This window comes from Burkholderia sp. COPS (genome assembly GCF_019425585.1).
GTDB lineage: Bacteria > Pseudomonadota > Gammaproteobacteria > Burkholderiales > Burkholderiaceae > Burkholderia > Burkholderia cepacia.
The window spans coordinates 33,938-59,572 of the sequence record NZ_WIXR01000025.1 but is presented as its reverse complement, the minus strand read 5'-3'; the positions used below and the strand labels follow the sequence as shown (position 1 = coordinate 59,572).

Genomic DNA, 25,635 nt, shown 5'->3' with positions numbered 1-25,635 from the left:
AAGGCTTGGCGACGGTCAGCGCGAGCGGGCTGCATCGCGCATCGCCTTCGGGTGGGTTTCCGGCGCGATGCAGGTCGCGACGACCGTGATCGCACCGAGGATCACGAGATAGATGACGATCGGCGTCGCGCTGCGGTAATGCGCAAGCAGCGCGGTCGCGATCACCGGCGACAGCCCGCCGCCGAGCACCGACGCCATTTCGCGGCCGATGCCGAGCCCCGAGAAGCGCAGGTGCACGGGCAGCAGTTCGCTGATGAACGCCGGCTGCGCGCCTTCGAGGATGCCGATCGCGACGCTGTTCGCCAGGATCAGCGCGACGATCACGTGCGAGAAGCGGCCCGACTGCAGCAGCGTGAAGTACGGATACGCGATCAGCACGACGGCGACGGCACCGAGCAGGTAGACCGGCTTGCGGCCGACCCGATCGGTCAGGCGGCCCGCGAACAGCGTCACCGGAATCATCAGCAGCATCGAGATCACGAGCCCGCTCAGCAGCCACGAAGCATCGAGGCCGATGAACTTCCCGTATGCGAGCGAGAATGCGAAGAACAGATACGACACCGCGCCTTCGCCGAATCTCAGCCCGAACACCGTCAGCACCTCGCGCGGGCATTCGCGCAATACGTCGACGAGCGGCGTCGCGCTGGCCTTCTGCGTCGAACGCGCTTCGGCGAATTCCGCGCTTTCGCCGATCGAGCGGCGCATCCACAGGCCGAACCCGACCAGCACGATGCTCGCGAGGAACGGGATGCGCCAACCCCAGCGCTCGACGTCGGCGGCCGGCAGCTGCTGCACGAGCAGGAACGCGGCGGTCGACAACACGAAGCCGAACGCCGCCCCGCACGGGCTCCACGCGGCCAGCGCGCCGCGCCGCCCGGCCGGCGCGTTCTCGTGGATCAGCAGGATGCTGCCGCTCCATTCTCCGCCGGCGGCGAGCCCCTGCAGCACGCGCAGCAAGACGAGCGCGACCGGTGCAGCGATGCCGATGTCTCGATAGGTCGGCAACAACCCCATCCCGACCGTCGCCGCACCCATCGTCAACATCGTCAGCATCATCACGGTCTTGCGGCCGTAACGATCGCCGATGTGCCCGCACAGCAGGCCGCCGATCGGGCGCGCGACGAAGCCGACCGTGAAGCCGCCGAACGCCGCGATCGTGCCGGTCAGCGGATCGCTGCCGACCGGAAAGAACAGCTTGCCGAACAGCAGCGCGGCGGCCGTCCCGTACAGGAAGAAGTCGTACCATTCGAGTGCCTGCCCGAGCACGGCCGTGGTGACCGCGCGTCGAACCGAATGCGTGCTGCGGGAAGCGGGCAACGCAACCGCAGACAGGGGCGCCGATGAGTTCATGTGGAGTCCGAATAGAGTCAGTTGTCCTGCCGGTCCGGCATCCGGCGGCAGGTCCGCGATCGAATCTGTTCACTGCGTCCGACCACGATAAGAGCGCAGCCGGACCCGGTCAAATTCCCGCCAAAAATGCCGCCCATGAATCGCATGCATGGTCGCGACGCATCGCGAGTCACCCGCGTAATTATTCATCCGGTTTATTTGACTACAGTTTTTAGATCAATTTGACGGATGGAATCGCGACGACGAAACTGGTTCCGCTATCCGCACGAGGTCCGTCCGACCGGGCCTTGCGCTTCCTCGCGACTCTTCCCCACGACAACGATGAGCGACATTCCCTACCAGACGATCGACACCCGCGCGTTGCACGGCCTCGCGCAACCCGACCGCATCGCACCGGCGATGTATCACGATCCCGCGTTGTTCGAAGCCGAGCTCGAGCGCATCTTCTACCGCACCTGGATCTGGGTCGCACACGAGAGCGAGCTGCCGAACCCGGGCGACTTCATCACGACGACGATCGGCCGCCAGCCGGTGATCGTCGTGCGCGACAAGACCGGCGAGATCAACGTGCTGCAGAACCGCTGCCGTCATCGCGGCGCGACCGTCTGCGAATCGCACAAGGGCAACGCAAAGGGCTTCACGTGCCCGTATCACAGCTGGTCGTACGCGCTCGACGGCACGCTGCGCGCGTTGCCCTACGGCGACGGCTACGAAGGCGTGTGCGAGAAAGGCGACCTGCCGCTCGTGAAGCTGCGCGTCGGCGTGTACCAGGGGCTGGTCTTCGCGAGCTTCAACGACACGATCGAGCCGCTCGAGGATTTCCTCGGCGGCGCAAAGCCGTGGATCGACCTGTTCATGAAACAGGGCGCCGGCTACCCGATCAAGGCGAACGGCGAGCACAAGTTCAAGTTCAAGGGCAACTGGAAGATCCAGCTCGAGAACACGACCGACCTCTATCACTTCCCGGTCGTGCACAAGTCGTGGATGAAGTCGATCGACGACGAGACGGCCGCCGCGATCACGAGCTTCATGACGAGCGAGGACGCGTTCTGCCGCGGGCTCGGCAACGGCCACAGCCTCGCGGTGCTGATGCCCGAGCTGATCGATCTCGACGAAGACGACGGCGCGCCGCTGCCCGAGCGCTTCGCGCCGCTCGCGGCGAAGCTCGCCGAGCGCCACTCGCCGGACGAAGTGCGCCGCATCGTGCGCTCGCTGATGGGGGTCGGCTTCAACCTGAACCTGTTCCCGAACCTCGCGCTGTCGATGGCGTTCTTCCGCGTGCTGCGGCCGATCGCGGCGAACGAAACCGAGATCCGGCACGTCGCGCTCGCGATGGACGGCGGCCCCGACGAAGCGAACCGCGAACGGCTGCGCATTCACGAGCACTTCCAGGGCCCGTTCGGCTTCGGGAGCCCCGACGACGCGGAAGCGTGGGAGCGCGTGCAGCGCGGCGCGCACGCGGGCCCCGACGTGCCGATCCTCGTGAATCGCGGGCTGAACCGCGAGACGACCGCCGCGAACGGTGAAAAGACCGCCCATGCGACCGACGAAACCGGGATGCGCGAGGCCTACCAGCAATGGCGCAAGATGATGGAGCAGCAATGATGGACGACCGCAACGCCCTCTTTTCCGAGCAGACCTTCGCCCGCGCGGCCCAATTCGTGTGGCGCGAAGCCGAGATGCTCGACCGGCGCGACTATCGCGCATGGCTCGACCTGTGGGATCCGGCCGGCCATTACGTGGTGCCGATCGATCCCGACACGACCGATTTCGCCGCGACGCTGAACTACGTATTCGACGACCAGGACATGCGCGAGAAGCGCGTGCAGCGGATGGTGTCCGGCTATTCGGCGTCGGCCGCCGACGCCGCGCGCACGGTGCGCACCGTGTCGCGCTTCACGCTGGAAAGCGGCAGCGCCGGCACCGTCGAGCTGAAATCGGCGCAGGTCGTCGTCGCGTACAAGCGCGGCGTCGCGACGCTGTTCGCGGCCGACGTCACGCACAAGCTGCACGTCGATGCCGAAGGCGAGATGCGGATTGCCGAAAAGGTCGTGCGCCTGATCGACTCGACCGAAGCGCTCAGCGCGATCGGCTTCCTGCTGTGAGCCGTGGCCGGTTCGCCGTCGCCAACGCAATGGTGAGCCGGGCACCTTCACCTGTGAGCGGCTGCCGGCTCGCCGTCGCCCACACAAAGGTGAGCCGGTCACCTTCACCTTTGAACGGCCACCGGTTCGCCGTCGCCCGCGCAACGGTGAGCCAGTCACCTTCACCTTTCCGGACGACCATGCCCACACTCGAAGTTTTCCTGCCGGCCGGCCACGACGACGCGCGCAAGGCCGAACTGATCGCACGGCTCAGCATCGCGACCGTCGACGCGATCGGCGCACCCATCGAATCCGTGCGCGTACTGCTCACCGAACTGCCCGCGACACATATCGGCCTCGGCGGGCGCAGCGCCGCGGACGGCGCGCCGCCGTCGCTGCCGGTAATCGTCGCGATCCTGATCGCCGGCCGCACCGACGAACAGAAACGCGCGCTGATCGCCGCGCTGTCCGACGTGGGCGCGAACGTGCTCGACGCGCCGCTGCAGGCGACGCGCGTGATCATCAAGGACATTCCGAACACGGACTTCGGCATCGGCGGCCAGACCGCGCGGGCGCTGGGGCGCTGACCATGCATCGCGCGTCGCCGCCTCGCCGCGACACACGGACGCGGTTGCGCTCACCCGTCGGCGAGCGGCAGCGTCACGCGGCAGTCGAGCCCGCCGCCCTCGGCCGGGCTCGCGCCGATCAGGCCGCCGTGGCGCGTCACGATGCTCTTGCACAGCGACAATCCGATCCCGTTGCCGCCGGCCTTCGACGACGAGAAGCCGTCGAACAGCCGGCCGTGCGCGCCGGCCGCGATGCCCGGGCCGTTGTCGATCGCGCGCAGCTCGGCGTGCCCGGCCACGTTCGCGGTGCCGAGCGTCAGCGTGCGCGGCACGCGTTCGCAACCGGCGAACGCCTCGATCGCATTGAACGCGAGATTCAGGATCACCTGCCCGATCAGCACGCGCTCGCAACGGATCGGCAACGGCGCATCGGCCTGCACGATCGCGACCGTCACGCCGGCATCCTTCGCACGCAGCTCGATGAAATACGCGACATCCGCGAGGATGTCGCGCAGGTCGGCGAGCGCGACGACCGGCTCGCGCTTCACGATGAATTCGCGCACGCTCTTGATGATCAGCGCCGCATGCTCGGCCTGGCGGTCCGCGCTGCGCAGCCCCCAGATCGCGTCGTCGATCGCGCCGCGCCCGTTCAGCCGCTGCACCGCCCCTTCGATGAAATTGCGCACGGCCGCGAGCGGCTGGCTCAGCTCGTGCGCGATCACGCTCGCCATCTCGCCCATCGCGTTGTAGCGGCCCGCGTGTTCGAGCATGCGCGCTTCGGCGCGGCGCGCGTCCTCGATCGCGACCTCGTCGCTCACGTCGCGGAACTGCACGAGCAGCCCGTCGAGATCGCCCTCGATCTCGACCTGCCGGCACAGGATGCGCAGCCAGCACGGCGAGCCGTCGCGCCGCACGATCCGGTAGCGCTGCGGCGCGGACGGGCATGCGGACGGCGCATCGTGCAATTGCGCGACGAGCCGGTCGCGATCGGCCTCGGAGCAGTAGTCGAGCACCTCGCCGAGCGCTTCGTCGGGCGCGAGCCCGAGCACGCGGCGGCCCGACTCGCTGATGAACTGCACGCCGCCGCGCGGCGTGACGACCGCGATACCTTCGTCGAGATCCTGCATGAATTCGCGCAGCCGCGCCTCGTAGCGGCGCAACTGCTGGCGCACCGCCTCTTCGGCGCTGATGTCGCGGAACTGCACCATCACGACGTCGCGCCCGCGCAGCGGCACGTAGGTGGCGGTCGCCTCGGACAGCATGTCGACGCCCGTGCGCGACCGGTAGCACCATTCGTACACCTGCGGCCCGTCGACGAGCGCGCGATCCCATGCGCTCACGGCGATCTCGCGCTGGTATTTCGGCTCGGGACGCGTCATGTCCGGCGCCTTCAGCGGCAGCAGTTCCTCGACGGAAAAACCGAGCGCGATGCATGCGGCGCGGTTCGCCCACACGATCGCCTTCGTCTGCGCATCGTGCAGCAGCACGCAGGTGGTAAGCGCGTCGAGCAGCCGGTGGAAATCGTCTTCGTCAGGGAAACTCATGATCGGTTTCGGATGAAGGCGCGCGGCGTCGCGCGGCCGGAAAGCCAACATAGCACCGGCGCGCGCCGATCGCATCTGAAGATTTCTTTAGGCCGGCACGGAACCTCACCAGTCGCGCGGCCCAACGCACCAATTGCTGCGTGTTTTCGGCGTTTCTAGACTGGTTGCATCGTCGTGTTGCCACCCGAGACAGCACGCATGCCGCCCCGCATCCGAACCCCTATCCGTCCAGGAGACAACCATGCCGCAAGCCGCCCTCGCCATCGAACCCGCGCCGTCCTCCCCGCCCGTGGCAGGCACCGCGGCCGCGCGGTTGTCGCCGCTCGACGCCGTGATCGAAACCGTCGCCGCGCGCCGCGACGAATTCGATCGCCTGTCGCACGTGCCGCGCGACGTGATCGCGCTGTTCAGGCAGGCCGGCATCTATCGCGCGGGCACGCCGCGCCGCTTCGGCGGCGACGCGCTCGCGCCGACCGCCTTCCTCGACATGATCGAACGGATCGCGACCGCCGACGGTTCGGCCGCATGGGTCGCGAGCTTCGGTTCCGCGAACGTCTATCTCGCCGCGCTGCCGCTCGAGACCCAGGCCGAGCTGTACGCGAGCGGCCCCGACCAGGTGTTCGCGGGCGGCCTGTTCCCGGTGCAGCCGGCGCAGGCCGCGCCGGGCGGCTGGCGCGTGAACGGCACGTGGAAATTCGCGAGCGGCTGCAAGGGGGCCGACTGGCTCGGCGTCGGCATCGCCGTGCCCGGCGCGCAGGACGCCGCGCCGAACAAGCCGCGCACGGCCGTGTTCCGCGCGGCCGATGTCGAGATCGTCGAGAACTGGAGCGTGGTCGGCATGCAGGGCACCGGCAGCCACGACCTGCGCGTCGACGACCGCTTCGTGGCCGAAGCGTGGACCTTCGTGCGCGGCGGCGAGCCGACCGTCGACGAGCCGCTGTACCGCTACCCGACCGTCGCGTATGCGGCGCAGGTGCTGGCCGTCGTCAATCTCGGCCTCGCGCGCGCGGCGCTCGACGTCGCGAACCGCATGTCGGGCGGCCGGCAGACGACGACCGGCGCGCCGCGCCTCGCCGATCGCGCGTATTTCCGCATCGAGCTCGCGAAGGCCGAAGCGCAGCTGCGCTCGGCACGCGCGTTCTTCTACGACGCAACCGACACGGTGTGGCAATCGATCCTCGCGGGCAATCCCGTGACGCCCGACCAGGTCAGCCTGCTGCGGCTCGCGGCCACGCATATCGCACGCGAAGGCGCGAGCGTCGTCGAACGCGCGTACCGCCTCGGTGGCACGGCGGCGATCTATCGCACGCATCCGCTTCAGCGGCTGCTGCGCGACGCGATGGTCGTCACGCAGCACGCGTTTCTCGCGGAAGGCAACTTCGACGGCGCGGGCGCGGTGTTCACCGGCGTCACGCCGTTTCCCGGCTACCTGTAACCCGCGCAACCCGCGCCCGGGCGGCGCTGTTTCCCGAACGCGCATGGCGCCGATGCCGAAGCACCGCTACCGGCCGGCGCATGCGCCCAACCGTTTCCTCTGGAGAACCCGAGATGTCCGATTCGAATCCGCTGCCGCTGCGTGTCCTGTTCTGCTGCGGCGTGTCGCAGAACTTCTTCGACCTGCCGCGCGAGAAGATCGGCGAAGTGTGGCAGGCGTACGGCGCGATGCTCGCCGCCGTCGAGGCGATGCCCGGCGTGCGCGTGCTCGGCGTGATGGACGACGACCGCCTCGTGGTCGGCCAGGCCGACGGCGCGCCGTGGACCTTCTACATCATGGCCGACGTCGCCGATTTCGACACGACGGTCGCCGTGTGCAACCTGTATCGCACGACGCCGGTCGGCGAATACAACCTGTGGCGCTACGGCAAGATCGAAGCGCGGGTCGGCCGCGCGCTGACCGTGCCGCCGGCCGCGAAACCCGCGTCGTGAGGCGCGCGATGACCGACCTGTCTCGCAGCTCGTCCCCCGGCCTGATCGACGCACTCGCGCAGCGCGTGGCGGCGCTCGACGCCGAGCGCGCGGTGCGCGCGACGATCACGCGCTACATGGCGCTGTGCGACGTGCCCGAGGATGCCGGCGACGGCCCGTCGCTCGCCGGGCTGTTCACACCCGACGCCGTGTGGGAAGGCATCGGCCCTCAATACGCGCAGAAGTTCGGCCGCCTCGAAGGCACGGCCGCGATCGTCGCGATGCTGGGCCGCTACCTGCCGCCCGATCCGCATTTCTCGGCGAACCTGCACTTCCTGACGTCGGAGTCGATCGAGATCGGCGCCGGCAACACGAGCGCGCGCGGCCGCTGGATCATGCTGCAGGCGTCGCGCTACGCGAACGGCACGGCCGAGCTGATCGCCGCGCGGCTGACCGTCGATTTCATGCCGGCCGGCGACGGGGCGACCTGGCTGATCCGGCACTTTCGCACCGAACGTGTGCTCGACGGCCCGTGGCCGCTCGCCGCCGCGCCACGGCCCTGATGCTTTCCACCGCTTCCGCACGATATCGACCATGACAGGCTTCATCGACACCTTCACGCTCGGCGGCCCGGGCCCCACGATCGCGATCAAGGACACGATCGACATCGCGGGCCATCCGACCCGCGCGGCGAGCCGCGCGCTCGCCGATGCTCCGCCGGCCGCACAACATGCGGACGTCGTCCGCCTGCTGCTCGACGCGGGCTGGCAGATCGCCGGCAAGGCGAACATGCACGAGCTCGCGTTCGGCATGACCGGCATCAACGACTACACGGGCACGCCCGTCAATCCGCAGGATGCGACGCGCATCCCGGGCGGCTCGTCGAGCGGTTCCGCTTCGCTCGTCGGGCTCGGCACGGTCGACGCGGCGCTCGGCACCGACACAGGCGGCTCGATTCGCGGGCCGGCCGCCTGCTGCGGCGTGGCCGGGCTGAAGCCGACGTTCGGCCGCGTGTCGCGGCGCGGCGTCGCGCCGGCCGATACCACGCTCGATTGCGTCGGGCCGTTCGCACGCGATATCCGCACGCTGGCCGCGGTGATGGCCGCGATCGCACCGGGCTTCGATCGGGCGCAAGCGGCGGCCTCCGTGGCGGGCTGCACGATCGCGCAGATCCGCGTCGAAGCCGATCCGGCGATCGCCGCCGCGCTCGATGCGGTCGTGCGCGCGTCGGGCCTGCGTTCGCACGCGCTCGTGCTCGACGAAATGCCGGCGTCATTCGCGGCGGGGCTCACCGTGATCAACGCGGAAACGTCGCGCGCGTTCGGCCACCTGGTCGACACCGGCAAGCTCGGCGCCGATCTCGATGCGCGGCTGCGCACCGCCGCGACGACGACACCCGCCGCCCTCGCGGAAGCCGAAGCCGTACGCGCACGCTTCACCGCGCAGGTCAACGCCGCGCTCGAACTCGCGGACGTGCTCGTGCTGCCGACGCTGCCCGCGCTGCCGATCACGCTGCAGCAGGCGCGCGACGGTGTATCGGTGATCGCGATGTCGTCGCTGATCCGGCCGTTCAACCTGAGCGGCCATCCGGCGCTCAGCCTGCCGCTGCCGCTGGCCGGTTCGCCGCTGAAGGCGGGCCTACAGATCGTCGGGCGCAAGGGCGCGGACGAGCGGGTCTGCGCGATCGCGGCACACTTCGAAGCGGCCCTCGCCGCATGAACCACGATGCGGGCGCAGCTTCATCGTTCACGCGCCCGCGAACCAGGGAATCACGCACCATGTCAGACCGAGTCGTCCTCGTTACCGGCGCCGCACGCGGGCTCGGCGCCGTCATCGCCGACCGCTTCCATGCGGCCGGCTATCGCGTCGCGCTGGCCGACGTCGCCGCCGACGCCATTCATGCGCATGCGCGCGAACTCGACCCGGGCGGCGAACGCGCGATCGCGCTGCCGCTCGACGTCACGTCGAAACACGATTTCGAAGCGGCGCGCGATGCGCTCGTCGCGCGCTGGGGCACGATCGACGTGCTCGTGAACAACGCGGGCGCATCGAAGGTCGTGCCCGCGATGGAGATCACGGCCGAGCAGTTCGACCAGGTGATCGACGTGAACCTGCGCAGCGTGCTGTTCGGCTGCCAGGTGTTCGGCCAGTATTTCGCGGAACGTGGTGCGGGCCGCATCGTCAACATCGCATCGCTCGCCGGCCAGAACGGCGGCTCGGCAACGGGCGCGCACTACGCGGCCGCGAAGGGCGGCACGCTGACGCTGACCAAGGTGTTCGCGCGCGATCTCGCCGCGCGGGGCGTGACCGTCAACGCGATCTCGCCGGGCCCGCTCGATTTGCCGATCGTGCATGAAAGCGTCGCGCCGGAGAAACTGCGCCAGGTGCTCGCGAGCCTGCCGGGCGGCAAGCTCGGGTCGGCCGGTTTCGTGGCGGATGCGGCCGTGCTGCTCGCGTCGGGCGACGCGCACTTCGCGAACGGCGCGTGCTGGGACATCAACGGCGGGTTGTACATGCGCTGAGCGGTGGGCTGCATCGCTTGCGCGCTCTCGACCGGTGCCGCGCGCGGTACTCGCGCAGGACACGTGTGAGACTCGTGCGTGCAAGCGAACGTCCGCGTGCCCGCCCCCCCTATCGCGACGGCTCCCCGTCGTCGCCCCACACGACCATCACGTCCCGCACGAGCGCGGCGATCGACGTCGCGCCGAGCTTCTCCTTGATGCTCGCGCGATGCACGTCGACGGTCTTCACGCTGATCGACAGATCCGACGCGATCTGCTTGCTGCCCTTGCCGTCCACCACGCCGCGCAGCACTTCCTTCTCGCGCGCGGTCAGCGCATCGAGCCGCTGGCGCAGCTCGCGGTGGCGCTGGCTCACCGCGTGCCGCTGCTGCGCGAGCCGCAGCGCGCGCTGCACGCGCTCGAGCATCTGCTGCGAGTTGTACGGCTTCTCGACGAAATCGATCGCGCCGTTCTGCAGCGCGCGCACGGACATCGGAATATCGCCGTGCCCGCTGACGAAGATCACCGGCAGCGTCGCGCCCCGCGCGTTCAGTTCGGCCTGCACGTCGAAGCCGCTCTTCTCCGGCATCCGCACGTCGAGCACCAGGCACGCGGGCAGGTTCACGTCGAAGCGCGCGAGAAAATCCGCGGCGTTCGCGAACCCCTCGGACGCGATCCCGACCGATTCGAGCAGCCACGCGAGCGACGTCCGCATGCCGTTGTCGTCGTCGACGATGTATACGATCGGTGCGGGTGACGTCATCGCGGGGGTCTCGCTGAATATCGGTATGGGTATCGCACGCGCCGCCTACGGGGCCGGTTGCCGGCGCGTCGCGCACGTCGTTCGCTGGGGATGCGCGGCACATCATAACGAGCCGAAAACCCGCTGAAAACCCCTTCACGGGCCGCACGAACGCACATTCCCGGTTTTTTTCGCGCGTCGCGCCGCGTACCTAGGTAGAACCTTTAGACGCGTTGGCGAGAACGCCATCTCCATCGTCAATCGTGCGAATGGTCGTCCGCCTTTTCGCGACGTACGCTTGGGTCATCGTCGGCGATCAGGCGCTGCACCCGCAGCGCCGCACGATCGCCGCTCTCGTCCAACCAGGAGCGCCCATGTCTTCCACGACCGATATCCAGCGACCGGCACGCGTCGAGCCGACCGACGCGCAGAAGGCCTTCCGGCAAGCGATGGCCCACCTCGGCGCGGCCGTCAACGTGATCACCACCGCCGGGCCGCACGGCCGCTGCGGGATCACCGCGAGCGCCGTGTGCTCCGTCACCGACACGCCGCCGACGCTGCTCGTGTGCCTCAACCGGTCGAGCGCGATGCATGCGACGTTCGAACGCAATCGCCACGTCTGCATCAACGTGCTGCCGGCCGAACACGAACAGCTCGCGCGGCACTTCGCGGGGCTCACCGAGCTGCCGATGGACCGGCGTTTCGAACTGCCCGTGTGGGATCGCGGCGAGCAGGACGTGCCCGTGCTGCGCGACGCGCTCGCGAGCCTGCAGGGCACGATCGCCGACATGAAGGAAGTCGGCTCGCATTCGGTGATGTTCATCGAGGCGACGTCGATCCGCGTGCGCGACGACGGCGACAGCCTGATCTACTTCGGCCGTGCGTTTCATCGCGTGTCGCGCACGGCGTGCGTGCGGTGAATCGCGCGTGACTACCCGGCGGCCCGCAACGCGCGCTGCCCGGCCGCGAGCGCGGCACCCGCGAACAGCGTCAGCGCCGAATACACGAGCCCGCGCGCGAGCCCCGCGCTGTCCGACACCCAGCCGATCGCGACCGGCCCGGCGATCTGCCCGAATGCAAAGACCGTCGTGAACGCGCTGATCCCTTTCGCCCAGCCGTCGGGCGGCAGGTTGTGGCGCACGAAGGCCGTCGTCGACGCGACGGCCGACAGGAACGTCGCGCCGAACAGCACGCCCGACGCGAACGCGGCAACCGGATGCACGAACATCGCCGGCATCAGCGTCGCGATGCCGAGCAGCGCATTGAGCACGGCCAGCGCCTGGCCGCCGCGCATCCGGTCGAGCAGCCCCGACCACAGCCGTGCCGAGACGACGGTCGCGACGCCGAGCATCACGTAGAACGCGGCGACCACCGTGCCGCTCATTCCCGCGCCGCGCAGCAGCGCGACGATGAACGTCATGTAGCCGATGTAGCCGACGCCGAACAGGCCGTAACCGGCCAGCGCGAGGGCGAATCGCACGGGGCTCGCGGTCGCCGCCGGCACCGCACCGTCGCGCGGCGCGGCGGGTGCCGCGTGCACGCGCTCGATGCGGCGCGCGGCCGACACGGCTACCGCCGAGAACAGCACGCATGCGAACGCGAGCGCGAACCACGCGGGCTGCCAGCCATGTACGCCCTGCGCGAGCGTCGCCGGCACGAGCAGCGACGAAGCGACGATGCCCCATCCGGTGCCGCCGTAGTAGAGGCCGAGCAGCAGGCCCGCATCGCGCGGCGACGCCGACGCGAGCCGCGCGGCCAGCACGCCGCCGCTGATGAAGATCAGCGCACTGCCGACGCCGGTCGCAAGCCGCTGCACGAGCAGCGCGTGCGTGCCGGACGTGAGCCCGCACGCGGCCATCAGCAACGCGGTCAGCACGCACCCGGCCGCGAGCAGCGTGCCCGCGCGCCAGCGTCGCGACAGCAACGGAAACGCGAGCGCACCGATCAGGTAGCCGGCCGCGTTCGCCGTGTTCAGCGCGCCCGCTTGCGCGAAGGTCCAGCCGAGATCGGCCTTCATCGGCGGCAGCAGCAGCGCATACGAAAAGCGCGCGAGGCCGAGCGCGATCGCGCTGCCGAGCGACAGGCCGATCGCGAGCCGCCACGCGGCCATGCGATCGGGGTCACGTTCGGGGGTATGGCGGGTCGCGCCGGTGTCCGGCTGCGACGGGCCGGCAGGCTCCGGTTGCGGCGCTGCGCGCATCGCGTGTCTCCTTTGTCGTTCGAAGCCGGGGGAGTCGACGCGACGGAACCGGCGTTTCGCACGCGCCGGTCCCGACTGTCCGTCGAGGCTTCCGATTCTGTCGACCGATCATACTTGAGCCGTCACGGGCGAGCACGCGCGGAAGGACGGCAGCCGCTTGCCGGCGCTAGCGCGGCAATCCGGCCACGAAGGCCGTCAGCAACGCACGCCCCTCCGGCCACTGCGCCAATCCCGCTTCCGCATTCAGGTGGCCGCGCGGGCCGAGCCGCAGCGGCGTCGCGCCACGTGCGCTCGCCCATGCGATACCGCGCCCGGACGGGTCGTACCCGTCGTCCGAACTGGCGATCGCCAGCACCGGCAAACCGCCGAAATCGCCGCCCGGCACGTTCGCGAACGCACGCGCCGCGGCCGGAAAACGCGGGCCGCCCGGATCGGGCACCGCAACGAGCCATGCGCCGCGCACGACGCGCGCCGACGCCGCGCGCCAGTGCGCGAACAGCAGGCACCCCAGCGAATGGCAGATCAACACCGGCGGCGCCGCGGCTTGCGCGACGGCTTCATCCAGCGCCGCCATCCAGTCGCGCAGGTCGGGGTCATCCCATGACGCGGGCGCCATGCGGATGGCGCCCGGAATCGCGGCCTCCCAGTGGCTCTGCCAATGATCCGGTCCCGAGTTGCCGATCCCCGGCACGATCACGATCGTTTGGTCCATCTCCATCTCCGTCTCCATGAACAGGCGAGCGCTCAGTCTCGTCCGCCGGAAACCGGCCGGGAATGGCAAGTCATCGGTTATTGAGACAATATGCCGATGAATTAACGGAGCGGGAGAACGGACATGTCGAATGGAGAGCTCGATCGCCTGGATCTTTCGATCCTCGAGGCACTACAGGAAAACGCGCGGATGCCGCTGTCCGAGGTGGGCCGGCGCATCGGGCTGTCGCAGCCGGCGACGTCGGAGCGCGTCAAGCGGCTGGAAGAACGCGGCATCATCGCCGGCTACGGCGCGCGAATCGACCCGGCGGCGCTGGGGTTGGGGATGATGGCCATCATCCGGCTGAAGACGACGCACGAACACATCAAGCCCGCGCTACGCGCATTCGCCGAGATGCCGCACGTCATCGAGGTTCACCGGATGACCGGCGAGGATTGCTTCTTGCTGAAGGTACTCGTGCCGACACCGGGACAACTGGAAACCATCATCGACGCAATCGCCCGTTTCGGCGCGGTCACGACGTCGCTGGTGCTCCGCTCCGAGCCGGCCAAACCGCTCGGCAAGGCGCTGCTCGGCTGACACGGCATCGGGCCGCCGACACGCCCGCGCCGACCGGCGATGCCTTCGTATGCATCGCTGCCGCGCACGACGTCGGTCGCCATGATCGAGGCTATCTAAATTCCGATAAAAATTCGCCGAATACGATACATCGATTCCGATTCATTTCATTGAAAAAATGACATTGAATCCGTCGCTCTCTTTACCCGCCTTTTACCACACGTGTGTCGTCATCCCGCGTTGTTTAGCACGCCGACGCTAAAATCCTTGCAACGCATTGCATTCGCAAATTCGTCAGACTAATATCAACGCCACTCATCAGGAATTCACGAAATGCCTGATGAGGAGTGGCAACTTTTTAGCCGCGCTTTCATGTTGAAACACTCATGTTCACCACAGGAGAATTGACATGCAGGACACCCAGCAGATCGAATTGCTTGACTGGATGCAGGAAGACACGCACCCCGAGGCCATCGACATGATGGTCGAGGACGCCGTGGTGCCGTTCGGCACCGCGCTCTGGCCGGTCTGAGCGGGCCACCCGTTCTCGCGGAAGGGCCGCGGCCCTTCCGCCGCTTCCGGAGACACGCATGCTGAACCTGCACCGCGCACTCGGCTTCCACCCCGCGCTGCGCGACAAACTGGCGCGCGGCGAATCGGGAAAACTGCTGGTCGGTCACGACACCCGCAACCGCGACATCGCGTTGCGCGCATTTGCCGCCCTGCCCGATTCACTCGACGCCACGACCCTCTGCCTCGAAAGCACCCCGCCCGCCGATATCACCGCCGCACTCGATGAAGCCGACCTGTTCGTGCTGCTGTACGACTCGTCGTGCCTGCCGACACCATCGCCAAGCGGGCCACCGTTCCTCGCGGCGATCCGCCCGGCGATCGTCGAGCACTGGAGCAAGTCGGTGCTGTTCAAGGATTACGGCCCGCATCTCGACGAGGCGTTCGCCGAATCTCTCGACGACATCGCGGCACGCAACGGCCGGCTGATCGACGCGGCCGCGCGCGCATCGCAGATCCGTTTCATCGACGAAGCCGGGAACACGCTGACGGGCTCGCTCGCGCCGGACCAGAAATGGACGAGCGTGGATGGAATGGGCAACCTCGACGTCGTGCCCGGCGAGATCGCGACGCACGTGACCGATCTCAACGGCACGATCGTCTTCAGCGGCACGTTCCTCGGCACCGTGCCGTTCGCGATCAAGTACAAGGTGGCCGAACGGCTCGCGACGCTGCAGGTCGAGAACAGCACGATCGTCGGTTTCGATACCGACGACACGGGCTTCCGGCGCGATTTCTCGGCCTATCTCGACCGGCATCCGAATCACCGGCGGATCGAGGAATTCGGCATCGGCACGAACCTCGGCATTCGCGGGCTGTATGGCCGCAATGCGGGGTTCGAGGAACGTCATCCAGGCCTGCACCTCGGGCTCGGTGGCGGCGAAAACGGCAGCCACCATCTCGACCTGATCTTCGCGCGCGGCAGGCTTGCGCTCGACGACCGGATCGTGTTCGACGGCGCGTTCGCCGTCTGATTCGGCCGTTGCGCGCTCAGGCTCGGGCGGCGGGTGTGTCGCCGAGCCACTTGAACATCACGAGGCAATCGACGAACCCGAGCCGCGCGTGACGATACGCGCGCGGCAGGCGCCCGACGATTTCAAATCCCAGCTTCTGCCACAGCGCGACCGCCACCTCGTTCGTCGAGACGACCGAGTTGAACTGCATCGCGAGGAAACCGCGCTCGCGCGCAACCTGCTGCGAGTGCTCGCACATCAGGCGCGCGACGCCACGGCCGCGCGCGGCCTCGCTCACCATGTAGCCGCAATTGCATACGTGATTGCCGGGGCCGGCCGCGTTCGCCTTCAGGTAGTACGAGCCCAGTACCACGCCGTCCTCCTCGGCGATCCACGTGCAGAGCGGCGCATCGAGCCATGACGCTCGCGCTGCTTCGGGTGTCGCATCGGGATCGAATGCATAGGTTTCCTGAGCAGCGACGATGGCGCGATAGGTCGGCCAGAAGCGCGGGAAATCGTCGTCGGTCATCGGGCGAATCGTGATCATGCGGGTTCTCTCTTGATTGGAATGCCGGCCGGACAGCCGGCGATCGTGGCGTGATTCAGGAACGGCCGCCGTCCCGTTGCGCCGCGCTGCGATACGCGCCCGGCGGCACACCGTACCAGCGCTTGAACGCCTGCGAGAAACTCGACAGGTCGCTGAAGCCGAGCCGCTCGGCCACTTCCGCGAGCGACAGGCGTGCATCGCCGAGCAGCGTCTCGGCCATCGCGCCGCGCGCCTGCGCGAGCAGCGCCCGGAACGTCGTGCCCTCCTCCTGCAGCCGGCGCTTGAGCGTACGCGGGCTCGTGTTCAGCAGCCGCGCCATGTCCTCGAGCGAGAACGGCGCGGGGCCGGGCGTCGCGCCCAGGTACTGGCGCACCATCTCCGACGTGCCCACCCGCGCGCGCCGCGCGTCGAGCAATTGGCTGCACATCTGCTCGCACATCGACACCGTCAGCGGATTCGCGTGCGGCAGCGGCCGGTCGAGCAACGCGCGATCGAACGCGAGACTGTTCGCGCGCGCCGAAAAAACCGGCTCGACGCCGGCGATGCGCGGCACCGGCGCGGACGGCGCGCGCGTCGCCTGCACCGTGAAGCGCGACAGCTCGAATGCGTCGCCGCCGATTTCCCGCAGCAATACGGCCGCCGCCGACATGTCGCGCTCGACGAGGAACCGGCTCAGCGCACCATCGAGTTCCGGCGCGCCGAAACTGAGCACGCACGTGCTGTCCTCTTCACGATACGTGATCACGGTGAATGCGTAGGTGAGCGGCAGGAAGCGCATCGCCAGCGCGAGTGCGTCGCGCGCGGTCGCGCTCGCGATCAGCCCGTAGCCCCACACGCCGTACGCGGAGAAGTGGTAGCGCAGGCCGACCTCGAACCCGAGGCCCGGCGCGCGCCCGAGCGCGCGCAGCAGGTTGCCGGTCAGCCGCAGTTCCTGCGCGGCCGTCACCTCGACCTTCGGATCGTCGAGCTGCGCGTTGGCGAGCCCCGTGCCGGCCAGCAGCGTCGCGTGCGGCACGCCGCGTTCGTCGCCGAAATCGACCAGCAGCCGGGCGCTGGCCGGACTCCGGGTGAAATCCCAGAAGCTCATGCGGAGAAACCCTCGAAGCGCCGATTTGGCCCAAATACTAAAACAATTGTCCCGAAGCAGCATTGGTGTTTTCCCATGCGGCCAGCACCATCGGCGTCATCCCAGTCGTCGCCCGAACGACGCCAATGCCCTCCGGAGGAGACACCATGCGACGCAGTCGCCCGACCGATCCCGCTGCCCGCTTCGCACGCCGGCGCACCGTGCCTGCACGAACCCCTGCCCCTGCCCGCCCGCGCGCCGGCCGCCCGTGCGCGCTGCCGCGCCCCGCCTGATCCATCGACCATCGGAGGATGAACCCATGAGCAGGACTTTCGACTACATCGTCGTCGGCGGCGGGTCGGGCGGCTGCGTCGTCGCCGGGCGGCTGACCGAGGACCCGGCCGTGACCGTCTGCGTGCTCGAGGCCGGCGGCCGCGGCGACGGCACGCTCGTCAACGTGCCGACCGGCGCGGTCGCGATGATGCCGACGCGCGTGAACAACTGGGCCTTCGACACGGTGCCGCAGCACGGCCTCGGCGGGCGCATCGGCTACCAGCCGCGCGGCAAGGCGCTGGGCGGTTCGTCGGCCATCAACGCGATGGTCTATGTCCGCGGCCATCGCGTCGACTACGACGGCTGGGCCGCGCTCGGCAACGAAGGCTGGGCCTACGACGACGTGCTGCCGTACTTCCGCCTGAGCGAGCACAACGAGCGCTTCGACGATGCGTGGCACGGCCGCGACGGCCCGCTGTGGGTGAGCGACCTGCGCACCGGCAACCCGTTCCATGCGCGCTACCTGGAAGCCGCGCAACAGGCCGGCCTGCCGCTCACCGACGATTTCAACGGCGCGCAGCAGGAAGGCATCGGCATCTACCAGGTCACGCAGAAGCACGGCGAACGGTGGAGCGCGGCGCGCGCGTACCTGTTGCCGCACATCGGCCGCCGCGACAACCTGACGGTCGAGACGCATGCGCAGGTGCTGCGTATCCAGTTCGACGGCACGCGCGCGACCGGCGTCGAAGTCCGGCAACACGGCGAGGTCCGTACACTGCGCGCACGGCGCGAAGTCGTGCTCGCGGCCGGCGCGCTGCAAACGCCGCAACTGCTGATGCTGTCGGGCGTCGGCCCGGGCGGCGAGCTCCGGCAACGGGGCATCGCGGTGCACGCCGACCTCCCCGGCGTCGGCCGCAACCTGCAGGATCATCCGGATTTCATCTTCGGCTACCGCACGCGCAGCGTCGATACGATGGGCGTATCCGCGCGCGGCGGCCTGCGCATGCTGCGCGAGCTCGCGCGCTTTCGCCGCGAACGGCGCGGCATGCTGACGTCGAATTTCGCGGAAGGCGGCGGTTTCCTGAAGACCCGCGCGGACCTCGACGCACCGGACATCCAGCTGCACTTCGTCGTCGCGCTCGTCGACGATCACGCGCGCAAGCTGCACGCCGGCCACGGGCTGTCGTGCCACGTGTGCCTGCTGCGGCCGCGCAGCCGCGGCTCGGTCACGCTCGACAGCGCCGATCCGCTCGCGGCACCGCGCATCGACCCCGCGTTCTTCGACGATCCGCGCGACCTCGACGACATGGTCGCGGGCTTCCGGCTCACGCGACGGCTGATGGAAGCGCCGGCGCTCGCCGGCTGGACCACGCGCGACCTGTTCACCGCGAACGTCGACACCGACGATGAAATCCGCGACGTGCTGCGGCGACGCACCGACACCGTGTACCACCCGGTCGGCACGTGCCGGATGGGGCACGACGCGCTCGCCGTCGTCGATCCGCAGCTACGCGTGCGCGGCCTGCAGGGGCTGCGCATCGTCGATGCGTCGGTCATGCCGACGCTCGTCGGCGGCAACACCAACGCACCGACGATCATGATCGCCGAGAAGGCCGTCGACCTGATCCGCGGCGTATGCCGCACGTCCGCGCGGCCGCAGCGCGAAACCGTCAGGACAACGACGGATACCGTTCCCGCTTCGCACGCCGCGCACGAAGCCGTCCAGCCGGAGGAGGCCCGCCATGTCGTCGCGTGACGCTACCCACCTGACCGACTCCGCCGCACCGCTCGCGGCGATCATCATCGGCGCCGGCTTCGCCGGCATCGGCATGGCCATTGCGCTGCAACGTGCCGGCATCCACGATTTCGCGATCGTCGAGCGCTCGCACGACGTCGGCGGCGTGTGGCGCGACAACAGCTACCCCGGCGCCGCGTGCGACGTGCCCTCGCACCTGTACTCGTTTTCGTTCGAGCCCAATCCGGGCTGGTCGCGCGTGTTCGCACCGCAGCCCGAAATCCATGCGTACCTGCAGCATTGCGCGCGCAAGTACGGCCTCGCGCGCTACCTGCGCTTCGGCGCCGACGTCGCGCATGCGCGTTACGACGAAGCCGCCGCGCTGTGGCGCGTCACGCTCGCCGACGGCACGACGCTCAGCGCCGCCGTGCTCGTCAGCGGCACCGGGCAGCTGAGCCGCCCCGCGATGCCCGACCTGCCCGGCATCGACACGTTCCGCGGCCGCGCATTCCACTCCGCGCACTGGGATCACGACTATGCGCTCGCCGGCAAGCGCGTGGCGGTGGTCGGCACCGGTGCGTCGGCGATCCAGTTCGTCCCCGCGATCGCCGGCGACGTGCAGCGCCTGACCGTGTTCCAGCGTTCGCCGGCCTACGTGATGCCGCGCCCCGACCGCGCGTACCGTCCGTGGGAAAAGGCGCTGTTCCGCACGCTTCCGTGGGCGATGAAGCTGCATCGCGCATCGATCTACCTGCGCTACGAATCGCGCGCGATCGCGTTCACGCGCCTGCACGGGTTGATGAAGGTCGCGGTCGGCCGGCCCTTCCGCAAGCTGCTCGCGCGCGACGTGCCGGACGCCGCGTTGCGCGCACGGCTCACGCCCGACTACCCGATCGGCTGCAAGCGCATCCTGCTGTCGAGCGACTACCTGGCCGCGATGAGCCGCGACAACGTCGAACTCGTCACGCAGCGGATCCGGCGCGTGACGGAGCGCGGCATCGAGACTGTCGACGGCGTGCATCATCCGGTCGATGCCATCGTCTACGGCACGGGGTTCGCGGCGACCGAGTTCCTGTCGCCGATGCGCATCACGGGCCGCGACGGGCTCGACCTGAACGACGCATGGCGGCGCGGCGCGCAGGCGTATCTCGGGCTTGCCGTGCCCGGTTTCCCGAACTTCTTCATGCTGTACGGCCCGAACACCAATCTCGGCCACAACTCGATCGTCTACATGCTCGAAAGCCAGATCGCGCACGTGATGCGCTGCCTGCACGCGATGCGGCGCGACGGCGCGCGCGAGATCGACGTCGACGCGCGCCGCTACCGGCGCTTCAACGCGCATGTGCAGCAGCGGCTCGAAGGATCGGTGTGGAACAGTTGCAAGAGCTGGTATGTCGACGCATCGGGACACAACAGCACGAACTGGCCGGGCTTCACGCTGACCTACCGGTGGATCACCCGCTTCACCGGGATGTCCGCCTACCGCTTCACGCATCCGGTGCCCGAATCGGCTGCCCCGACGCGCGACGTCGTGGTCGCGCCGCCCGCCGGCCCGCTGGAGGCGCTCACGGCCGCCTCGCTGCGCGGTTTCCTGCGCGTGGCGTTCCGGCCGCTGATCGGGCCGCCGTTCGGTGCACGCATGCAACGCCGCGTCGTCGCGCTGCTGTCGCCGCTGATGCCCGGCACGGGCGGCACGCTGCGCTACCGTACGCACGCGCACCGCGTGCCGGTCGAAGTGGTCGCGCCGAAACGCGGCGACACGGGCGGCGCGATCCTCTATCTGCATGGCGGCGCATTCTGCCTCGGCGGGCCGCATACGCATCGCGGCGTGACGACGCGGCTCGCGAACGATGCCGGCCTGCCGGTGTGGGTGCCCGATTACCGGCTGGCCCCCGAGCATCCGAGCCCGGCCGCGCTCGACGATGCGCTGGCCGTCTATGACGCGATGCGCGCGCAGGGTTACGCACCGCACCGGATCGCGCTCGCGGGCGATTCGGCAGGCGGTGCGCTGGCACTGGCACTGGCCATCGCGCTGCGCGAGCGCGGCGAGCCGGCCGCCGCCGCGTTGCTGCTGATCTCGCCCGTGACCGATCCCGCGCTCGGCGGCGCGACGCTGGCTTCGCGCCGCCACGACGATCCGATGATCCGCCGCGGCTGGCTCGAGCAAGGGCTGCGCTGGTATCACGGCGCCGGATCGGCGGCGGCCCGCGGCCCGCTCGATACCGACCTGCGCGGCCTGCCGCCGATGCTCGTCCAGGCCGGCGACCAGGAAGTGCTGCTGTCGGACGCGCAGCGGCTGGCCAGTCACGCGCAGGCCTGCGGCGTGCCGTGCCGGCTGGAGATCCATGCGGCGCGCTGGCATGTGTTTCATCTGCAGTCGTTTTACCTGCGCTCGGCGCGGGACGCGTTGCGCACGCTGGCGGAGTTTGCGTCGGCACGCGTTGCCGCGACGGCATGACGATGCAACGGTAACGCACGAGGATTTTCCGGCGGACGCACCGCGCGATGCGCCCGCCGTCGGACTGTTCGCGCACTTGCTTCACGTCCCGCTCATGGCGCGTGCCCTCGGCACGCGCCATCGACACCGGCCATTCGGCCGAATCGCCACGCCAGGTAACGGATGAAAGAATGATCTTCGTCCGGGAAGCCGGTTTCGCCGCCTGCACTGCAACTGCCACGCATGCGGCGTCCTGTGTCGTTCCGGCTCGCCAATAGGCACGCCCCTGCGCATACCACCCGGCAACGCGCACGACAGCCTCCTTTCTCATCCACCTTTTTTGTAGCTTATAAGTTACAATGCTCTCCAAGTTCGAACTTCTTCGCTACCAGCGCGACGATGGTCGCGAGCCCTTCACCGAATGGTTGAACGCCGTGCGCGACAAGCTTGCTCAGGCCAGGATTCGCGAACGCCTGCGCCGCGTGCAGACGGGCAACTTCGGCGATTGCGAGCCTGTCGGCGAAGGCGTGATCGAACTGCGCGTCCACGTCGGCGCCGGCTATCGCGTGTATTTCGGGCGGTACGGCGGCGCACTGGTGCTGCTGTTGTCAGGCGGCGACAAAAGCAGCCAACCCGACGACATCAGGCGCGCCAAGGAACACTGGTCGAACTGGAAACGGAGGCAAACATGACCAAGCTCAAAGGTGCGGTATCGCACCACGACGCGGAAGTCGCCGAACTCGGCGCCGACCGCGAACTCGCAGTGGCCTATCTGCGCGTCGCGATGGAGTCGCTCGACGATCCCGACAACCGCGCGGCCGGCCTGCTCGCGCTGCGCACCGTCGCGGAAGCGTACGGCGGGCTCGGCGCGGTCGCGGCCGAAGCCGGCATCAGCCGCGAATCGCTGTATCGCACGCTGTCCCCCAACGGCAACCCGACGCTGAAAACGCTGCTCGCGGTGCTCAAGACCGTCGGCTTGCGCCTGTCCGTCGTCCCCGCGCAGCCGGCGCACGCGTAAGCGGCGCACGGCCCGCTCACGGCCTGACCATCCATACCAGCAGCATCTCGGCCGGCGCGGCCGTCGTCCCCGCCGGCGGATGCCCGATCGTCGGCTCGACCGCCAGCGCCTTCGCGATCGACGCCGCATCGTCGATCGTCGTCGAGCGCACGATCGTCATCAGCCGCGCCGGCCGATGCAGCGTCTCGCGATACAGCGCGCCGTACCACAGCGGCCGCATGCCGAGCGCGTCCTGCAACACGTACGGATAACGCCACAGCCGCAGCACGAGGCGGCTTTCCGGCTGGCCCGGATCGACGCGCACGAACACGCGGCGCGTGCTTTCGCCGTGCGTGTAACGCGGCAGCACCGGCAGCGCCTCGGCGGGCGCCTGCGGCAGCAGCCAGCGCAGCGCGGTGGCGGGCGACCACGGCGTCGCGCGCTGCCAGCCGGCCTGCGCGAGATGCCGGTCGAGCGTGTCCGACGTCGCGCTCCATTGCAGCGGCAGATATTCCTCGCGGTCGCCGCCGATCTCGGTACGCCGCACCGGCACGCGCTGCCATCCGCCGCGCAGCCACTGGTCGACGGTCATCGCGACCACGTCGCCGACATGCGGGCGCGCCGCGCGGTCGAGCTGCCATTGCGCGGGAACCGTCCATACGCCCGCCGTCGCGAGCACCACGGTCACCGCGACGAGCGCGCCCCTCGGCTGCACGTGCTCGCGCACGCGCCAGTACGCATGGGCACCGGCCAGCAACGCGAACCAGGCCAGCCCGAGGCTCCAGCCGCCCAGCAGGCCCGACAGCCACGTGTCTCCGACATACAGCCGCGCGAAACCGCCGAGCACGATCCACAGCACCACCGCGGTCACGACCGGGATCCGCCACCGCGCGGGCCGATCACGCGTCAGCACCCAGCCGAGGCCACTGCTTGCGAGAATCGCGAACGCGGCTTCGGCATCGGGCAGCGGTACGTGCAGCGCGCCGGGCGGCAGGCTCGCGGGCGTCGCGCCGGGTACGCCCGCACCGAACACCGGCACGAGCACGACGGCGACGCCGACGGTCGCGAGCCACCACGCGGCGGTCAGCCAGCAGCGATGGATCATCAGCCAGACGAGAAACGCGGCCGCGACGATCAGCCCCGTATCGTGCCCGTGCAACACGGCAAGCGCGCGCATCACGGCGTCCACCGGCGGTGTGCGCAGGTTCTGCAGGAACGCATACAGCGCGATGTCCGCGTGCGTCAGCGGATCGTTCGCGACGACATCCTGCACGAGACCCGCGAACAGCCACACACAGCCGACGAACAACAGCGCGAGCGCGGGCACCGCGCCCGGCAGGCCGCGCACGTATGCGATCGCGCCGTGCAGCCGCGCGCCGAACCGCGGCCAGCGATGCGCGCATGCGTGCCCCCCTTCGATGAGCGCACGACGCAACAGCGGCCAACCGCGCCGCAGCGCGATGCGCACGCCGATCCACACGAGCGCGACCAGCGCCGCGACCACCAGCAGGATCACGGCGACCCGCACGCTGATCGCCGCCGCGAGCGCGGCCGACGCGCCGAACACGATACCCGGCGCGACGTGCACGGGCGCCCAGATGAGTGCCGAGACGATGTTGACCGGATAGAACGACCGGCGCGGCAGCGTCGCGCAGCCGACGACGACCGGCACGACCGCACGCACCGGCGCAAGAAAACGTGCGAGCACGATGCTCTTCACGCCATGGCGCAGCACGAACTCCTCGCCGCGCCCGTAGGCGTTCGCATAACCGAAGCGCGCCCATGCGTTGCGGATCATCCCGCGGTAGTGCCGCCCGAGCTCGTAGCTGATGCCGTCGCCGATCACGGCGCCGACTGCAGCGACACCGATCGTCGTCCAGCCGTCGAGCGCGCCCGCGCCGATCAGCGCACCGGCCGCGAACATCACGGCGCCGGCCGGCACGACCGTGCCGATCAGCGCGATCGCCTCGGCGCACGCGGTCACGAACACGACCGCGAGCACGAGCAGCGGATGCGCGCCGATCGCGCCGATCCACGCGTGGATCGTGTCGCTCATTGCACGCTCCATGGCGAAGCGACCCGGCGTGAGAACACCGGGCCGGCGATGGCATGGCGAGCGTTCATCGGGCGGTGCGCGCGGTCGCGCCGGCTTGGCGAATCAATCGAATTCGTGCTGCCGCGCGTCGGCCTCGAGCGGCGCGTCGTGGTAGCCGACCGTCGCGATCTCCTGCAGATAGCGCGCGAGAAACGCGCCGATCGATCCGGCGGCCTCGTACTGATGCACGTGGCGGAATTCGTGGGTCAGCAGGCGGCGCGTGTCCTGTCCGCGCAGCACGTACACCGCATGACCGAGCGTGAGCCCGATCGTCCCCGGCGACAACAGGCCCGTGTCGCGGGCGATCGCGGCGAGCGTCGGCGTCTCCGGAAACGGCATGCGCTCGACGATCACCAAGCGGATCCGCTCCGGCTGCGCGACGCCCACCGCGCGCGCGTCGTCGGCCTGCGCCGGCGTCAGCGGCGCACCCTGCGCGATCCCGCGCGCCGCCTCCGCTTCGGCCCACGCGACGGCGGCAGGCAGTGCGGACGGCAGGATATCGGCAAGATCGATCATCACGGGGCTCCTCGTTGGTGTCGTGGCATCGGGCACCAGTTTAGTCCCGAATCCGGACGGTTCGCGGGGCGGCTTGCGGGGCGGTTCGCGGGGCGGCTTGCGACCCGCAAGCCGCCCGGTGCCCGCCGCCGCGATCGTCCGGGAATACCCTGATTCGCGACCGCCCCGCCGCGTACGTTTTCCCGGAAATTATTTCGTTTCAGTACACATTCATCGAAAACCTGTCTCGAAAATTTCCCGGATGTGTACCGTTTTCGGATTCGGCGGAATATATTGATCAGAAG

General features: G+C 69.2%; 25 protein-coding genes. 16 read left to right on the top strand and 9 right to left on the bottom strand.

Annotation, left to right across the window (positions count from 1 at the left end):
• Positions 1–15: 15 nt before the first annotated feature.
• Positions 16–1,350 carry an MFS transporter gene (locus FOZ70_RS22995; RefSeq protein WP_060222100.1) on the bottom strand — a complete coding sequence of 445 codons (1,335 nt, stop codon included), beginning with the start codon at positions 1,348–1,350 and terminating at the stop codon, positions 16–18.
• A gap of 321 nt (positions 1,351–1,671) precedes the next feature.
• Here FOZ70_RS22995 and FOZ70_RS22990 point away from each other — a divergent pair, with 321 nt between their 5' ends.
• From FOZ70_RS22990 to FOZ70_RS22980, 3 genes are all read left to right on the top strand, one after another.
• Complete coding sequence (locus FOZ70_RS22990) at positions 1,672–2,955, top strand: aromatic ring-hydroxylating dioxygenase subunit alpha (RefSeq protein WP_119338484.1); 1,284 nt, start codon at positions 1,672–1,674, stop codon at positions 2,953–2,955.
• A complete protein-coding gene (locus FOZ70_RS22985; RefSeq protein ID WP_060160138.1) occupies positions 2,952–3,455 on the top strand; it encodes an aromatic-ring-hydroxylating dioxygenase subunit beta in 504 nt (167 codons plus the stop codon). Before FOZ70_RS22990 ends, FOZ70_RS22985 begins: the two co-directional genes overlap by 4 nt.
• A 179-nt stretch (positions 3,456–3,634) precedes the next feature.
• On the top strand, positions 3,635–4,021 hold the full coding sequence (locus FOZ70_RS22980; protein ID WP_021161069.1) for a 2-hydroxymuconate tautomerase family protein: 387 nt from the start codon (positions 3,635–3,637) through the stop codon (positions 4,019–4,021).
• Positions 4,022–4,071: 50 nt separating this feature from the next.
• Here the strand turns inward: FOZ70_RS22980 and FOZ70_RS22975 are convergent, their stop codons facing one another.
• A complete protein-coding gene (locus FOZ70_RS22975) occupies positions 4,072–5,619 on the bottom strand; it encodes an ATP-binding protein (RefSeq protein WP_060222102.1) in 1,548 nt (515 codons plus the stop codon).
• A gap of 166 nt (positions 5,620–5,785) precedes the next feature.
• Between FOZ70_RS22975 and FOZ70_RS22970 the strand changes: the two genes are divergently transcribed.
• The 5 genes from FOZ70_RS22970 to FOZ70_RS22950 all read left to right on the top strand — a co-directional run bounded on the left by FOZ70_RS22970 (position 5,786) and on the right by FOZ70_RS22950 (position 9,971).
• Complete coding sequence (locus FOZ70_RS22970) at positions 5,786–6,979, top strand: acyl-CoA dehydrogenase family protein (RefSeq protein WP_219706810.1); 1,194 nt, start codon at positions 5,786–5,788, stop codon at positions 6,977–6,979.
• 113 nt (positions 6,980–7,092) lie between these two features.
• A complete protein-coding gene (locus tag FOZ70_RS22965; protein WP_021161073.1) occupies positions 7,093–7,470 on the top strand; it encodes a hypothetical protein in 378 nt (125 codons plus the stop codon).
• 8 nt (positions 7,471–7,478) lie between these two features.
• Positions 7,479–8,012 carry a nuclear transport factor 2 family protein gene (locus tag FOZ70_RS22960; protein ID WP_059589485.1) on the top strand — a complete coding sequence of 178 codons (534 nt, stop codon included), beginning with the start codon at positions 7,479–7,481 and terminating at the stop codon, positions 8,010–8,012.
• Positions 8,013–8,043: 31 nt separating this feature from the next.
• Complete coding sequence (locus FOZ70_RS22955) at positions 8,044–9,168, top strand: amidase (RefSeq protein WP_219706808.1); 1,125 nt, start codon at positions 8,044–8,046, stop codon at positions 9,166–9,168.
• Between the two features lie 59 nt (positions 9,169–9,227).
• The gene (locus FOZ70_RS22950; protein WP_219706806.1) at positions 9,228–9,971 is read left to right on the top strand and encodes an SDR family NAD(P)-dependent oxidoreductase; all 744 of its coding nucleotides are present in this window, start codon (positions 9,228–9,230) and stop codon (positions 9,969–9,971) included.
• A gap of 109 nt (positions 9,972–10,080) precedes the next feature.
• On the opposite strand, the gene FOZ70_RS22945 is transcribed toward FOZ70_RS22950, so the two are convergent.
• Positions 10,081–10,713 (bottom strand): response regulator, encoded by a 633-nt coding sequence (locus FOZ70_RS22945; RefSeq protein ID WP_042976075.1) that lies wholly within the window; start codon positions 10,711–10,713, stop codon positions 10,081–10,083.
• Positions 10,714–11,066: 353 nt separating this feature from the next.
• On the opposite strand from FOZ70_RS22945, the gene hpaC reads away from it, so the two are divergent.
• Positions 11,067–11,612 (top strand): 4-hydroxyphenylacetate 3-monooxygenase, reductase component, encoded by a 546-nt coding sequence (gene hpaC, locus FOZ70_RS22940; protein WP_048020438.1) that lies wholly within the window; start codon positions 11,067–11,069, stop codon positions 11,610–11,612.
• Between the two features lie 11 nt (positions 11,613–11,623).
• On the opposite strand, the gene FOZ70_RS22935 is transcribed toward hpaC, so the two are convergent.
• Together FOZ70_RS22935 and FOZ70_RS22930 are read right to left on the bottom strand one after the other, a co-directional pair.
• Positions 11,624–12,892, bottom strand: coding sequence for a YbfB/YjiJ family MFS transporter (locus FOZ70_RS22935; protein WP_059556196.1), 1,269 nt, complete (start codon positions 12,890–12,892; stop codon positions 11,624–11,626).
• A gap of 166 nt (positions 12,893–13,058) precedes the next feature.
• Entirely contained in the window at positions 13,059–13,604 is a 546-nt protein-coding gene (locus FOZ70_RS22930) for an alpha/beta hydrolase (protein ID WP_219706804.1), read from the bottom strand.
• A gap of 123 nt (positions 13,605–13,727) precedes the next feature.
• On the opposite strand from FOZ70_RS22930, the gene FOZ70_RS22925 reads away from it, so the two are divergent.
• From FOZ70_RS22925 to FOZ70_RS22920, 3 genes are all read left to right on the top strand, one after another.
• Complete coding sequence (locus tag FOZ70_RS22925; protein WP_011356102.1) at positions 13,728–14,183, top strand: Lrp/AsnC family transcriptional regulator; 456 nt, start codon at positions 13,728–13,730, stop codon at positions 14,181–14,183.
• A gap of 388 nt (positions 14,184–14,571) precedes the next feature.
• Positions 14,572–14,694, top strand: coding sequence for a hypothetical protein (locus FOZ70_RS38170; RefSeq protein ID WP_021158412.1), 123 nt, complete (start codon positions 14,572–14,574; stop codon positions 14,692–14,694).
• A gap of 58 nt (positions 14,695–14,752) precedes the next feature.
• On the top strand, positions 14,753–15,706 hold the full coding sequence (locus tag FOZ70_RS22920; protein ID WP_219706802.1) for a leucyl aminopeptidase: 954 nt from the start codon (positions 14,753–14,755) through the stop codon (positions 15,704–15,706).
• A 16-nt stretch (positions 15,707–15,722) separates the two neighbouring features.
• Here the strand turns inward: FOZ70_RS22920 and FOZ70_RS22915 are convergent, their stop codons facing one another.
• The gene (locus tag FOZ70_RS22915) at positions 15,723–16,232 is read right to left on the bottom strand and encodes an N-acetyltransferase (RefSeq protein WP_059653792.1); all 510 of its coding nucleotides are present in this window, start codon (positions 16,230–16,232) and stop codon (positions 15,723–15,725) included.
• Positions 16,233–16,287: 55 nt separating this feature from the next.
• Positions 16,288–17,319, bottom strand: a complete 1,032-nt coding sequence (locus FOZ70_RS22910; RefSeq protein WP_060225162.1) for an AraC family transcriptional regulator — start codon at positions 17,317–17,319, stop codon at positions 16,288–16,290.
• A gap of 298 nt (positions 17,320–17,617) precedes the next feature.
• Here FOZ70_RS22910 and FOZ70_RS22905 point away from each other — a divergent pair, with 298 nt between their 5' ends.
• From FOZ70_RS22905 to FOZ70_RS22890, 4 genes are all read left to right on the top strand, one after another.
• A complete protein-coding gene (locus FOZ70_RS22905) occupies positions 17,618–19,327 on the top strand; it encodes a GMC family oxidoreductase N-terminal domain-containing protein (RefSeq protein ID WP_219706800.1) in 1,710 nt (569 codons plus the stop codon).
• Positions 19,314–21,764, top strand: a complete 2,451-nt coding sequence (locus tag FOZ70_RS22900; RefSeq protein WP_219706798.1) for an alpha/beta hydrolase fold domain-containing protein — start codon at positions 19,314–19,316, stop codon at positions 21,762–21,764. The genes FOZ70_RS22905 and FOZ70_RS22900 overlap by 14 nt, the downstream gene beginning before the upstream one ends.
• 338 nt (positions 21,765–22,102) lie before the next feature.
• Complete coding sequence (locus FOZ70_RS22895; RefSeq protein ID WP_048020341.1) at positions 22,103–22,435, top strand: type II toxin-antitoxin system RelE/ParE family toxin; 333 nt, start codon at positions 22,103–22,105, stop codon at positions 22,433–22,435.
• The gene (locus FOZ70_RS22890) at positions 22,432–22,761 is read left to right on the top strand and encodes a transcriptional regulator (protein ID WP_011356110.1); all 330 of its coding nucleotides are present in this window, start codon (positions 22,432–22,434) and stop codon (positions 22,759–22,761) included. The genes FOZ70_RS22895 and FOZ70_RS22890 overlap by 4 nt, the downstream gene beginning before the upstream one ends.
• Before the next feature lie 16 nt (positions 22,762–22,777).
• On the opposite strand, the gene FOZ70_RS22885 is transcribed toward FOZ70_RS22890, so the two are convergent.
• Positions 22,778–24,796 carry an LssY C-terminal domain-containing protein gene (locus FOZ70_RS22885; protein WP_059857367.1) on the bottom strand — a complete coding sequence of 673 codons (2,019 nt, stop codon included), beginning with the start codon at positions 24,794–24,796 and terminating at the stop codon, positions 22,778–22,780.
• Positions 24,797–24,898: 102 nt separating this feature from the next.
• Entirely contained in the window at positions 24,899–25,351 is a 453-nt protein-coding gene (locus FOZ70_RS22880) for a hypothetical protein (RefSeq protein ID WP_059484700.1), read from the bottom strand.
• Positions 25,352–25,635: the final 284 nt, after the last annotated feature.

Bases quoted from the DNA above. Each gene is read 5' to 3' on its own strand.
- FOZ70_RS22990 (WP_119338484.1), top strand. From the start codon at position 1,672: ATGAGCGACATTCCCTACCAGACGATCGACACCCGCGCGTTGCACGGC.
- hpaC (WP_048020438.1), top strand. From the start codon at position 11,067: ATGTCTTCCACGACCGATATCCAGCGACCGGCACGCGTCGAGCCGACC.
- FOZ70_RS22985 (WP_060160138.1), top strand. From the start codon at position 2,952: ATGATGGACGACCGCAACGCCCTCTTTTCCGAGCAGACCTTCGCCCGC.
- FOZ70_RS22995 (WP_060222100.1), bottom strand. From the start codon at position 1,350: ATGAACTCATCGGCGCCCCTGTCTGCGGTTGCGTTGCCCGCTTCCCGC.
- FOZ70_RS22905 (WP_219706800.1), top strand. From the start codon at position 17,618: ATGAGCAGGACTTTCGACTACATCGTCGTCGGCGGCGGGTCGGGCGGC.
- FOZ70_RS22920 (WP_219706802.1), top strand. From the start codon at position 14,753: ATGCTGAACCTGCACCGCGCACTCGGCTTCCACCCCGCGCTGCGCGAC.
- FOZ70_RS22890 (WP_011356110.1), top strand. From the start codon at position 22,432: ATGACCAAGCTCAAAGGTGCGGTATCGCACCACGACGCGGAAGTCGCC.
- FOZ70_RS22945 (WP_042976075.1), bottom strand. From the start codon at position 10,713: ATGACGTCACCCGCACCGATCGTATACATCGTCGACGACGACAACGGC.
- FOZ70_RS38170 (WP_021158412.1), top strand. From the start codon at position 14,572: ATGCAGGACACCCAGCAGATCGAATTGCTTGACTGGATGCAGGAAGAC.
- FOZ70_RS22965 (WP_021161073.1), top strand. From the start codon at position 7,093: ATGTCCGATTCGAATCCGCTGCCGCTGCGTGTCCTGTTCTGCTGCGGC.
- FOZ70_RS22925 (WP_011356102.1), top strand. From the start codon at position 13,728: ATGTCGAATGGAGAGCTCGATCGCCTGGATCTTTCGATCCTCGAGGCA.
- FOZ70_RS22955 (WP_219706808.1), top strand. From the start codon at position 8,044: ATGACAGGCTTCATCGACACCTTCACGCTCGGCGGCCCGGGCCCCACG.
- FOZ70_RS22895 (WP_048020341.1), top strand. From the start codon at position 22,103: ATGCTCTCCAAGTTCGAACTTCTTCGCTACCAGCGCGACGATGGTCGC.
- FOZ70_RS22975 (WP_060222102.1), bottom strand. From the start codon at position 5,619: ATGCGATCGGCGCGCGCCGGTGCTATGTTGGCTTTCCGGCCGCGCGAC.
- FOZ70_RS22970 (WP_219706810.1), top strand. From the start codon at position 5,786: ATGCCGCAAGCCGCCCTCGCCATCGAACCCGCGCCGTCCTCCCCGCCC.
- FOZ70_RS22880 (WP_059484700.1), bottom strand. From the start codon at position 25,351: ATGATCGATCTTGCCGATATCCTGCCGTCCGCACTGCCTGCCGCCGTC.
- FOZ70_RS22980 (WP_021161069.1), top strand. From the start codon at position 3,635: ATGCCCACACTCGAAGTTTTCCTGCCGGCCGGCCACGACGACGCGCGC.
- FOZ70_RS22930 (WP_219706804.1), bottom strand. From the start codon at position 13,604: ATGGACCAAACGATCGTGATCGTGCCGGGGATCGGCAACTCGGGACCG.
- FOZ70_RS22960 (WP_059589485.1), top strand. From the start codon at position 7,479: ATGACCGACCTGTCTCGCAGCTCGTCCCCCGGCCTGATCGACGCACTC.
- FOZ70_RS22910 (WP_060225162.1), bottom strand. From the start codon at position 17,319: ATGAGCTTCTGGGATTTCACCCGGAGTCCGGCCAGCGCCCGGCTGCTG.
- FOZ70_RS22950 (WP_219706806.1), top strand. From the start codon at position 9,228: ATGTCAGACCGAGTCGTCCTCGTTACCGGCGCCGCACGCGGGCTCGGC.
- FOZ70_RS22900 (WP_219706798.1), top strand. From the start codon at position 19,314: ATGTCGTCGCGTGACGCTACCCACCTGACCGACTCCGCCGCACCGCTC.
- FOZ70_RS22885 (WP_059857367.1), bottom strand. From the start codon at position 24,796: ATGAGCGACACGATCCACGCGTGGATCGGCGCGATCGGCGCGCATCCG.
- FOZ70_RS22915 (WP_059653792.1), bottom strand. From the start codon at position 16,232: ATGATCACGATTCGCCCGATGACCGACGACGATTTCCCGCGCTTCTGG.
- FOZ70_RS22935 (WP_059556196.1), bottom strand. From the start codon at position 12,892: ATGCGCGCAGCGCCGCAACCGGAGCCTGCCGGCCCGTCGCAGCCGGAC.